The 11,879-nt window shown below is 35.4% G+C and carries 8 protein-coding genes; all 8 read left to right on the top strand.

The window, feature by feature from the left end; genetic code table 11:
• Window positions 1-22: 22 nt before the first annotated feature.
• Window positions 23-457, top strand: coding sequence for a hypothetical protein (locus DMP16_RS04800; protein ID WP_143576937.1), 435 nt, complete (start codon window positions 23-25; stop codon window positions 455-457).
• Window positions 457-669 carry a hypothetical protein gene (locus DMP16_RS04795; RefSeq protein WP_069284446.1) on the top strand — a complete coding sequence of 71 codons (213 nt, stop codon included), beginning with the start codon at window positions 457-459 and terminating at the stop codon, window positions 667-669. Before DMP16_RS04800 ends, DMP16_RS04795 begins: the two co-directional genes overlap by 1 nt.
• Before the next feature lie 282 nt (window positions 670-951).
• Complete coding sequence (locus DMP16_RS04790) at window positions 952-4,107, top strand: tubulin-like doman-containing protein (protein WP_069284445.1); 3,156 nt, start codon at window positions 952-954, stop codon at window positions 4,105-4,107.
• A gap of 7 nt (window positions 4,108-4,114) precedes the next feature.
• Window positions 4,115-6,424, top strand: coding sequence for a hypothetical protein (locus DMP16_RS04785; protein ID WP_069284444.1), 2,310 nt, complete (start codon window positions 4,115-4,117; stop codon window positions 6,422-6,424).
• Window positions 6,425-6,442: 18 nt separating this feature from the next.
• Complete coding sequence (locus tag DMP16_RS04780) at window positions 6,443-7,237, top strand: hypothetical protein (RefSeq protein WP_069284443.1); 795 nt, start codon at window positions 6,443-6,445, stop codon at window positions 7,235-7,237.
• A 147-nt stretch (window positions 7,238-7,384) separates the two neighbouring features.
• Window positions 7,385-7,915, top strand: coding sequence for a PKD domain-containing protein (locus DMP16_RS11340; protein WP_231961168.1), 531 nt, complete (start codon window positions 7,385-7,387; stop codon window positions 7,913-7,915).
• 68 nt (window positions 7,916-7,983) lie between these two features.
• The gene (locus DMP16_RS04775) at window positions 7,984-10,284 is read left to right on the top strand and encodes a hypothetical protein (protein ID WP_231961167.1); all 2,301 of its coding nucleotides are present in this window, start codon (window positions 7,984-7,986) and stop codon (window positions 10,282-10,284) included.
• Window positions 10,285-11,400: 1,116 nt separating this feature from the next.
• Window positions 11,401-11,879, top strand: a 479-nt coding sequence (locus DMP16_RS04770) for a hypothetical protein (protein ID WP_143576936.1), incomplete at its 3' end; no start/stop codon positions are given.

The raw sequence follows: 11,879 nt of genomic DNA, 5'->3' as shown, positions 1-11,879 counted from the left end.
TTAAAACATGATGTTGAAACTTTTGGCAAGCTTAGTAAGTGTTCAGAAGCCTAAAGCAATTATGGACTTCACATGGAACTCAACAAGAAACACAATAACGAGATGGCTAAAAATATTCTTCTACAACACAATTTACTCGAAATCCATTAGCATAAGTTGGAATATGGGGGTGGATGAAATTGTTGTCCACACACGTAAGCCTTTGGGTGGGACTGGTGAGGAGGTTTATAATAGTTTGGTTAATGGTAATGCTGAGGTTAAGTTGGGGGATTTGGGTTCTGCTAGGAGGGTTGGGGAGAGGGTTACTCAGTATACTTCGCAGTATTGTTCTATTGATCAAGTTAAGGCTATGATAGTTGGTAGGGCTGACCCATCAATGGATGTGTTCTCTTTTGGGGCTTCTCTTTACACGGCTTTGACTAGGAGGTCTTTTAATCCCCAGAGTTGGTTAAGTTGATGGATGATGCTTTAGATGATTATGTGAGGAATGGGAGTAGGTTCTTGAGTATCTTGAAGGAAGCTGAGGAGAAGTACATGAGATATTATAGTGGTGGGTTAATAGCCTCTCTTTCCGCTTATCCAGATAATTTTAGAAAGGTTATTTTGCTCACTACTAATCCAGATCCTAGTAAGAGACCTAGAATGGATTATATCATAAGCCTACTCTAGATTCTAAGGTGAGGCAGTTCAACAATCTTCAAATATATGAATGAAATCTAAACATCATTAATTTAGTTTTAAGTAAATATCATTTAAGGTTATTAGGTAAGTTTTATTTAGGTAACTATAAGCACAGTAATATTAAAGATATACATTGCCACTAAAGTAACTCCGAAGTAAATCTTAGACGATAATTTAGTTCCAATTTTACGTAATTTGGAACTCTTTTATGAAAGCTATATTTATATTACGGTTCTCATATAATTCTTAAATAAAAGGGGGTGTGTACACATGAGTATTGGTATATTTGGGAATTTAGAAGTAATGTTAGTGCTGAGTACATTGTTTAATCCGGTTGGTCTATCTATTATTGGATTTACTATTGCAATATTAATGATAGTGGAATATGTTGTGTTATGGCTACTTACAGAGGAGCTTACCACGAGGGAACAAGTGATAACGATAATTAATCTAATAATTTCGCTGGCATATTCTATTGCAAACTCTCCTCTCATAATTCCTCCTCTCTATAACATAATTAATAACGCTTATGAATCGAATAAAGGATTCTACTCTTTACTTTACATGGCTATTTTCATTGCATTAGTAATTTTAGGAATTATTCCCGTGTTGATGTATCTTAGGAAATATCATAATTTTAATAATCTAAGTAAGCGATACCAGGAGATATCTTTAAAGATTACATCGGTTCAACAAGCCTATCAGGAAATAAACTCTAAACTTAATACTTCTCAGAATGAGATAAAGGAAGTAATCGATAACATTAATAAGGCAACAGAGCTATATAACACAGCTTTAAGGAATCCCGATCTAATCATTACCTCTTTAGATAATAAGCCTGAAATGCCAGATGTGGTCAGACCAAACATAAATTATGTCGTAGTGGGACTAGGAGGTGTAGGGACTGCTTTACTTAGGGGTTTTATAGACTACTTGTTGTCTCAAGGATCTATTAGGGAAAATACAGATAATCCTTTCCTTTTTGTAGCTTTTGACACTAACCAAGCTAATATATCAGACCTTAGGAACGCATATAAAGGGACTGTCGTAGAAAACCTTCTATACACGTTCGATAACTTTGAGCTACTTTCTGCGAATAACATAGTAAATCATAATCCTTGGTTGGCAGGGTTCAGTCTAAGCTACATTCAAGGGGCGGGAAACAGGAGAGCTGTAGGTTTCGCCATGTATAATACAGTTAAGGATGCTTTAATGCAAGATATCGCTATGAGGTTAACAGCTCTTATAAATAGGACTATGACTCCGAGAGTACTTTTAATAGTGTTAACTTCTCTGGGGGGAGGTACAGGATCAGGCTCTTTCATACATTTCACTAGAGATTTGTTAGAGAAATTAAGAGAGACGACTCGAGTAAACGACCCTTACGTGTTGGGATTTGGTGTACTACCTAGATCTGAAGAGGGAGCTATATTCCACATAAATGCAATGGCAGCTATGAAAGAGATGCAATTTATATTAAGCAATGGTGGGGCCAGGGCTGATGAGGAGAATAATGTTACGAATCCGTTTTTAGCATTTTTCTTAATTAGCAGGGACAGACCAGAGAAGGATGTTGACGAGAATATAAGAATAGGGTTAGCTAGATTTTTGTCTGATATAGGTACGTCTGGTGTGAGGGAGGCAAGGCCCAATAACATCAATATTCAACCTGGAGGAGCCGGTTACACGGATACTTTTGATTTAGATGATATTAGGACAAACGTAAATTTAGCACCCAATTCGTTCTTAACATTTAGTAGATATGATATATATTTTCCTGCATCTAGAGTATCGTGGTATAAGAATATTGGGATACGTATCTCAAATGAGATAAATGACCGATACACAAGATTAACTAGGCTCTTGGCTGAGATCCGTGATGATATATCCAAATATAAGGCTAATACTTCAAACTTAGAAAATGAGATTAATACGCTGATAGAAGACCTTAACTCGCTAATTACTAAGGTCTATAGGAAATGGAGTTCAATAACAAGTAATATGCATAAAGATCTCCTCCTATGGAGGGCTTCAATAGAAGAGGGAGGTAGTTATGGTCCTAGTAACTTAGAAACTCCGTATAATAGATTAATGAGCTCTACAGAAGAAGGTCCAAACAAAAACACGATAGAGAGAAGAATTAATGAGTTTAACTCTACAGTGAAATCTGAGGAGGTGTTCCTAAAGAATCCTCCTGCATCCTCTATACAGTACGTATTTGGAGTACCAAATTTAGAAAACTTTAACTATCCACTCGAGAGAACTTTCCTCTATGAAGTTTTATCCCAAAGAAGGGATGAGTTCAGTAGGGCTCTATCACATCTCAGGTCTCCCCTAGGTGAAATTGGTCTAACAATGTTAAACATTGATTATACGAGGATAAACCTTCCGTTAAACGTTACTACAGATGCTAAGAATTTCATTTCAGAGCATAATCCCAGTCTAATTAGAAACGTCAGAGGTCAAGATGACAGAGGTCAAGATGTAGTTTCATCTCCACCATTAGTTACCGCCCTTATGGTAACCACTTCGTCCGATGAAAACATATTAGTAAATGAGTTCCCGAATGACAGAGCGATAAGAGATGGATTGCAAAGTAAGGCCATTAATCCTACGTTCAAAAAAGGGTACATACAATACAAGAGGTTTGATATATCTACATATCACATAATAAATGGCATATACGTGTGGAAAATAAGCAGTAAGGAACAACCAATTCTAAGAGACTTAACTTATCTAGAAAGATCCTATAAGGAAATGAAAGACAACAGACCTGAAGAGATGATATTTCATCATACTCTCTTCTATGACGACTTAGAAGCATTTGAGAATATAACCAATATCGGAATTGGCAATACGATACAATCAGAAGCGGTGAGAAAAATAGCTGATTTTTGGAGTAACTTTGACCCCACGTTATACTATATAGATATATGGGGAATCATTGATTTGTCATACGTTTATAGTGGCATTAAGAGTATCAACAATGACTTGAGGAATATAATGCTAGAGCTAAGCAACGCTATAAGAAGCCTGGAAAATGGTTCAACTAACATAGATCTTCCGAAAATAAGGAGTGCTATTGACAGAGTCTCTAATGTTAAACTACCTTCAGCTGAAATATTCAACAATATAAGAGAGAAAAATGAAACTGTGAACAATCAAAATGTTAATAGGGCAATCGAAGATATAAACAAACTCACGTTTGATACGTTACAGTTATTAGAGGATATTAGACAGAAATACGCTAAAGACTACATAACTAAGTTGAATGAACTCAAAAAGAAAACTACAGACTACTACCTATCTAATATAGCTCAAAACTTGATAAATTACGTAGATAGGTTAAGCAGGAGTTGTGATGATCTTTTCAATGTCCTAAATAATTTTAGGGAAGAGACTCAAGGGATGAGAATAAGAGGGTGAGAGAGATATGCCAGAAAGGGATCCAGAATCGCTTTTACTGGAATATTTTAAAAAAAGTGGAGCAGAAAGGGGTTTTTTTATTTTAAAAGGGCTTAATGATTTTGTTAAAAATTTCTCAGAATATAGAGAATTTATTAATGATCAAGAAAAGTTATTTAATGTGATCACCGAGTACCAACTAATGTTGAGCATAGCTAAACAATTAACAACTAGACGTGGAGGTCTAAGAACATTGGAGAGGGTGTTATCTGACAGATTCGATATTAGAGCTTTGGAAAAAACTTCCCAAAGTCTCGCTGCTGACTTAGAGAGAAAGTTAAGTGAGGAATGCTCTACAATTGTAGGTTACTATAACCAATCAAAGTTCCCTATAGTTTTGAATAAAGACTGCACTCAACTTTATACAGATCCATACAATAACGCGGATTACAATTTTCCCTCAAGACTTCTTTCATTTGCTTATTATGTGGCTAAAATAAGGTATTCCTACAACGCAGTCAACAAGGTTTCAAGGGATTTTTTCCAGTACTACGCAGAGAAGGTAAACTATAATAATCGGTTTGGGGATATAGGAGATGCCATAAGAACGGTAAACGAAGTTTTATTGAACCCAGGTTCAATACAATCACTTAGGGATTCTGCTCGAATATTGAGAGATGTGGCAAGGTTCTTATGTGACATGTGTATCTATCTAGGGTTCTTTCCGGTAGAAGTTAACGCAAATAGGGATTCTGTTGAACACCTGAGCAAACTCGAGCAATATTTATGGGATTCTACTCGAAAAATATTGTATTATATTAAGGATCATACGAGCGATTTCTTAAACCTTATCCCTCAAAACACTTTTAACGCTATATCGTATACAGACTTTCGATCTGCACTAACTACTACAGTAAACACTCTAATAAATGTTTTACAAAATAAGGATATTAAGAAGCTAGAGAGTATTCTAACTAATGGAGGACAACTAAGTTTACTCCAAGCTTATATGGCAGATTTACTCTTTTTTATCTTCTTTAGTATCGTGGATGCCTTAGATTTGTATAATAATGATACAAAGCTAGTTAAGGATTTAATATTGAAGATACCTTATGAGGATAGATTGAGAATAAGCTCCTCCATTTTAGGAATAGGAACGGGAAGTCAACGTATCAAGAGCTTAAGTTGCTGGGAAATTTATGATCGTACTCAGATTCTAAATGATATTTCAAGGCAGGTTTATACAAACGAGACCACTGTAGCTGGAGCAATTAGCAGCTTATATAATTACGTTTTACTCTCTATGGAAACTAAATATACAACAGAGGACATAGTGAAGATGTTTAAGAAAATTTTATCCTCCAAAGCGATGATGATATACTTAGCAGGATATCCAGAATACAGTGATACGGTTAAGCTTTTAGACAGGCTGGAGAACATTAGAGATTATACGACCTTAATAAACGATCTAGTAAACCTAAATGATGTTATTAATAAGTTAAGGGATGATAAGATTATTGATAGATTATCAACTATGTTAATTAAAGTGGTAAAGGGGGAGCCACCTAATCCTGAAAAACTGGATTATACAACTATCTCATCTAAGGTAGTTAGGAAGAGAGAAGTAAATATCTCGATGATAAAAAATTCAGAGCAATATGACTTCGAGAGTGATACTAGAGTAGTGAGAACTTTACCTCCAATATATCAAATGTGGAGTGTTATTAAAGATGGGGATTCGGTAGTTGACGTTGTAAATAATGTTAAGAAAAGTTTTGGTATTAGTGATGATAATTTAGCTATAAGAATGACGATGTTCTACTTGAATACTTTAGCCTCTGTTGATCTAATCTGGTTTGAGGAGAAGGCACCAGAAAAAACTAAAAATCAACAAAAAATGAAAACGGAAAAACCTCAGGGGGCTAATCAAGGAGAATATAATAATACATCCCCTATCACTGGTACTCAGCCTATCCCTAAACCTGAAAAAACTCCTAAAAATGATTTGAGTAAGCCTACAACTGCTGGGGGACTAGGTATTTTCTTAACTTTAATTGGGTCAATTTTATGGATCTCTATTAGTCTGCATCTCCTCATCTTTGGATTGGGTATCTTTATAATAGGGTTAGTTCTCTTCAGTCTTACATTTAGTAATAGACCAGATTATAGTATAATAGGCGAAGGGATAGTAATATTTTACGCCGCACTCTTTATAGTCACAAGTATCGCATTTGGACCTCCTACTTACGTAATTAATATTATTAAAGTAATTTACTTAATTAATTTAATACTAGGAATATATATATATGTCTACGAAAGAAAACCGATTACTCAATGACCTTACAGAGTTGGTAACATGGCAGATAAAATAAATCAGAATCTAATAAAAAACTTATCATATTTTTTCAAAAATAAAACTGTTAGAAAAAATAAGCTCACGCTTAGTAATGAGTTGTTACACTACTTTATAAATCAAGGCATAGTTAGCAAGGATAAAGGAAGTTATTTCATGAACGTATCATATAAGTTTATAATACTCAAGTACTCAGACCTCATAAAAGTCCATGAGTCTAAAAAAGAATTGATGTATACGGAGTCAATATCTTTGTTAACCATGATAATGGATGAGGATTGTGAAAAAATTTCATTTCTTCATTATACTCCAAATAAAGGCGTGGTGAAAATTAAAAAGAGAAAAGCAGAGATACTCACGTCTGATAAATTAATGAAACCTAATGATATCTCTGCAAAGGTCTCAGTGAAGAGATTATCTAATTTAATCAATGGAGAAGTTAATCTTGGCTCAGCCTCAGTAGGTGAGGTAGTAAAATTTGGATACTATATATGGAATAAGCTAGAAAAAGAAGGGGATAATGAAGTACATGAAAGTTACTCTTGGATATATGCACCTACTTTAAAATATGAAATTAAGGTCTTTTTACCGTATAATATGAAAATAGAGTCCATAAATATGGAAAGATACATGTATGTTAACGACAACATAGTAGTTCGAGCACCTATCTTGAGATCATATTCCTTAAACCAAAGTAACAACCACTTTGAGATAGTAATGCAATACGTTGATTATGGAATATATGGAGTATCGTATAGCTTTCACACTAACAAAGACCACTCAAATGAATTAAAGTAATCCATCGGAAGGGATATGAGGGGATTAAAATCCCTAAAATCCGTCTATTAGTCAAAATGTACTTTGACACAACTGCACCGTATCCACATAAGGGCATTTTTCCAATAAAGTTTAAATACAATAATGAGTTTTTAAATTTGTGAGAGTTTGAAAAAAATCCCTATACTTCTCATACTTTTAATTCTAATGTTATCGCTATTTTCTTTAATCTCTGAATCACAAGGTAATTGTTCCCCACCAACCATATCCCTAGGAGAGCCTGAAATTAACGGAACTGAAGTAACCATAAACGGAGTAGCATTACCGGGAGGAAACAGTTGTACAATAACCTCAATCACGTGGTCATGGGGTGATGGAAATATTACTACAAGTTGGTTTCCGGCCTCTCACATATATTCAAAGTATGGTACGTATCATATAGTGGTCATTGCCCATCAGTCTAATGGGCTTAACGCCTCAGCCTCGGTAACAGTTACCCTCTTATCACCCTACTATACTCCAACATGTAAGTCTTCTCCACCTGTGATACAGAAAGGGGCGAAACCAGGTAAGGGTTATCCAATCTCGATATTTTACTCCCCTTATAGGGGGGTTCTACCAAATAAATCTACCCAGATACTCCAGCCTGTACCTAATGGTACGTTAGGGCTAAGTTTAGAGTTTACAATGGTACGTTAAACATTACCATATATCAAGGGTCAAAGCTTATATACAACGGGACTATAGAAGGACCCCCTTTCAACTATGTGGCAACATCAAGGGCGTTAAGCTATAGTTATGTAGACTTTGTTTCGAATGGGCAGGAGTTGAGGATAATTCTTGATAACCCCGGATCTACTATAGCGCTCTTCGCTTACAATCTTTACAACGCCCCTATCACTAACTTTACAGCTTCCTTAATAACATTACCTCCCCAATTTGCAGTGAATATAGGACCATCTTCAAATCCTCCAAATAACACTGGGATGTCACTTATTCTAAAGGCTCCAAACTATACCGCACCAACTCCTTTAGCTATTTGGATAGGGGAGGGATTCTATAATTCCACAAACTTCTGGTGGGCACAAGTTGGCTTTAATGATTGGTCTGAAAGCTACGACAACGTATCTCACGCGGGCTGGGGCATATTTTCCAACTATTTCGGTAGCCCTGGTGGGACAGACTTTAACTACCCACTAGTCTCTGGCGTTATTTACAACTTTACTATGGTTTACGTAGGTAATGGGGATTGGGCTTTCTTGGTTAATGGTACCCCAATTGTTGAACCCGGTCTACCAGGTTACATACACACTGGGACTACTTATGCTAACGGTGGTGAGGACTTTGGTATAGAGACGTTAACTGCTTTTTCAGCCAGCTACAATATAACCAACCTGGTCGAGGTTCCCATTATGATGCTCTTTAAGGTTAATGGTACTTGGATTAAGCCAAATGGATTATATTTCATAGTGAATGGGATTGGTGAGAATTGGTGGAATGGCAACGCAACTTCAGCGAGTTCCATACCTTTCTGGGGCATTGAGGGACATTTGCAAAACAGTAGTATACCCAACGATTCATTGTTAATCCAAGACGGTCTGTCTGCTGTAGTCTCTACTCCTGCAGAGGGATATTATCCTTTATATGGTACATATCAAGCCCCGGGTTATATACCAAGTATTGGAGGTAGTAATTATGGTCCAACATTAGTTAAGGTAAGAGTAATTAATGGAACTTTGAGCCTTCACTCTCTGACTAGGACCTACGTTTCCATAGCCTTTATCAACTCAAATGGTATAATTCTTAAGCAAATCTCGTTAAGACTGCGTGAAAACTCTACAACAACTTTGTCTATTCCACCCCTTTCATTAACAGATAAAAACGGTAATGGGGTATATGGGGTTATGATCTACGCAAGTACATTGTATTTAGGAGGGACACAAACAACGTATAACCAACAGATGTACATACCATTAAATGTGGTTCCCACCATTAAATTAAATGCATATGTGTTCAACCCAGGTGAGAAATTGTTGTTAAGCGGAAAAGCTATACCAGACTCAGAAGTTGATATAAAGTTGTTTAACCCACACGGTGAAAAGGTAGTTGAGAAGTTAGTTAATACGTCTTCCTCTGGACTTTACAATACTACTTTAATTTCATTCCCGTCATCTCCGAACAGCACTTTTCCATACGGCAGTTATGAGATAGAGGTTAATGACACTTTGGTCTCCTCCTACGTAAATATTAGCTTTATGCCTCTGATCTATTCCTTGACCTTTGTTGAACAAGGTCTTCCGCAAAACTCCACGTGGTCAGTTACCCTCAATGGTACTACTAAGGCCAGCAACTCCTCTTCTATCACATTCTACGTTACAAAGGGAGATTATTACTATTTAATATCAAACGTAAGCTATAGTATTAACTATACAGTTGGTTACACTCCTCAAGTCCAGAAAGGTTATATAAAGCTTGATAATAACTCCACAATAAGGGTATTATTCACTCCTCAACTCTTTAGGCCTATACTTAACATATCCTTCTTATCTAATGGTTCTGTAGTAAAGAGGCTGATACAAGGTAGTACTTATACTCTACGGATAATAGCAAAGAATTTAGGTAATGCGTCAGAGAACGTAAAACTGACTATATCGATGACCGTGGACGGAAAATACATAGTTAATGGAACTGAGTATAATTTCACTTTAAGTCAGAATGGAAGTAAGCTGATGGAGCTCCCAATAAAATTTAACATAAGTGGAAACATGACTTTAAGCGTCTCCTTATATGGGGTAAACGAAAAAGGGGAAATAGCGTACGCTTACGTCTATATGCGAGAAACAGTATACACACAAGGAAATTATCAGAAGAACAGTTCTACTACTCAAACAAATACTCAAAAAAACATCAACACCTCTTCCGTAACTTCTCAATCCAGAAGTTTAACAACTCAAACTAAGTCTAGCACCCTTGGCTCTAAGTCATTGCCTTACAATATCGTTTTTATAAGTATAGTTGCATTAGTTACCATTAGTGCAATAATTATTTTACTCTCGAAGAGAAAATGATTTTTCCCATTTAAGTGTTTTCAACTTATTATGATTATAATGGATTATAGTTCTATTTTAATAGCGTATAGCTTGAGTTATTTTTCCTTCGTTCCCCTCTTAACGAGTCTCATTGTATTACAGTTTATCAAGCTAGTACGTGGTAGTCGTCACTTAATTCTCTTTCGATTGTATCTCAGTTTCCTTAAAGTTTTTCTCATCCAAACTGAGAATATGTTCCCTTATCTGACTATTATTTAAATATCCACTTGTATAATACTCTTAATACGGGTCAACAAATTTGTGTGTTGACAACAATTTGATTGATATAAATTGAATTTTCTTTATTTCGGGAAAGTATTTTTGGAGATATTTATTATGGCGAGAATAGGTTTGATTTCCCAAATTGTCCTTTTAAGCCTAGGTTTCATTCCTTGGACGAGATTGTATTGGCCTTTTACTTGCTAGGCTGAAGGACTTTATTACCTCACGCTACATTACTCTTCACAAATTGGCTAATGTTAATTACGAGGTCAAGGTTAATATTAAGCGTGGGGATCATTTGCTCGTGTTCAGAAGCTTAAGCAAGCATGGACTCCACATGGAACTCAACAGGGGACACAATAACGAGATGGCTAAAAATATTCTTCCACAACACAATTTACTCGAAATCCATTAGCATAAGTTGGAATATGGGGTGGATGAAATTGTTGTCCACACACGCATGATCTAAGATAAAAAATTTTATAGGCTTCACTAAACTACATTCACAATGAAATCGCTGTTTACGCAACAAGCTATCTTTCAATAAAATATTTATATACCCCTCCTAGATAATTAAATTATAGTGTTTTCACTTTATCTGGAAAAATAAAGGAATCAGACAGTTAATTGTACAATAAAACTAAAATATCAAAGTATATTAAAAAAGATGGAAAATAAGATTGAATATTTTATAAGATTGTTACTGATTGTATAAGCTACTAGTGTTTTAACTTCTGAAATTCCCTACACTGAATCAAAATATTCCTCTTTTATTCTCTTAATTTTATAGAAAAATAACGATCTGACATATATATAGTAATACATGAATTTGCTATATTATAATTTAAAGTTACCATGACCATACTTTGTTTCATGGAACTGAGAGATAGAATGACAGTATGCAGTAGATGCGGTAAAATCGGTACTTCCGTGATAAGGAGAGTTATAAATAACAAGGAGTATCTTTATTTGAGTCATTACAATCCCTATACTAAAAAAACGGAATATTGTTACTTAGGTTCCTTGAATGAGGCGAAAGACTTAGTAGATGAAGCAAGAGACTATATGGACATAATTATTAAGGTAAATAAAGGAAGTCCTTTGAATTGGCAAAGTGATCTAGTTAGAAGATTGAAAAAGCTAAAAGTTTTGAGGGAAGAAGGTGGAAGTACAGTGATTGGTGATTTTGACTTAATGTATCTTATGATCTCAAAATATACTTATATGTATCCTTCTGGGACAAGACTATCAGAGACTATATATAATGGAATAGCATTAAGACCGGTGAAAGAATTGAACCTCTTCCTAAAGATCTGGGGGAAGAAGGGTAAATGGCCTTCAGTGAAACAATT

It is taken from the genome of Sulfolobus sp. B1 (assembly GCF_007050195.1).
Lineage (GTDB): Archaea > Thermoproteota > Thermoprotei_A > Sulfolobales > Sulfolobaceae > Saccharolobus.
This window is presented reverse-complemented; position numbering and strand designations above follow the sequence as displayed.

What these genes read in the sequence shown, in the direction of transcription:
- DMP16_RS04795 (WP_069284446.1), top strand. Translation starts at nt 457, where the DNA reads ATGGATGATGCTTTAGATGATTATGTGAGGAATGGGAGTAGGTTCTTG.
- DMP16_RS04790 (WP_069284445.1), top strand. Translation starts at nt 952, where the DNA reads ATGAGTATTGGTATATTTGGGAATTTAGAAGTAATGTTAGTGCTGAGT.
- DMP16_RS04785 (WP_069284444.1), top strand. Translation starts at nt 4,115, where the DNA reads ATGCCAGAAAGGGATCCAGAATCGCTTTTACTGGAATATTTTAAAAAA.
- DMP16_RS04780 (WP_069284443.1), top strand. Translation starts at nt 6,443, where the DNA reads ATGGCAGATAAAATAAATCAGAATCTAATAAAAAACTTATCATATTTT.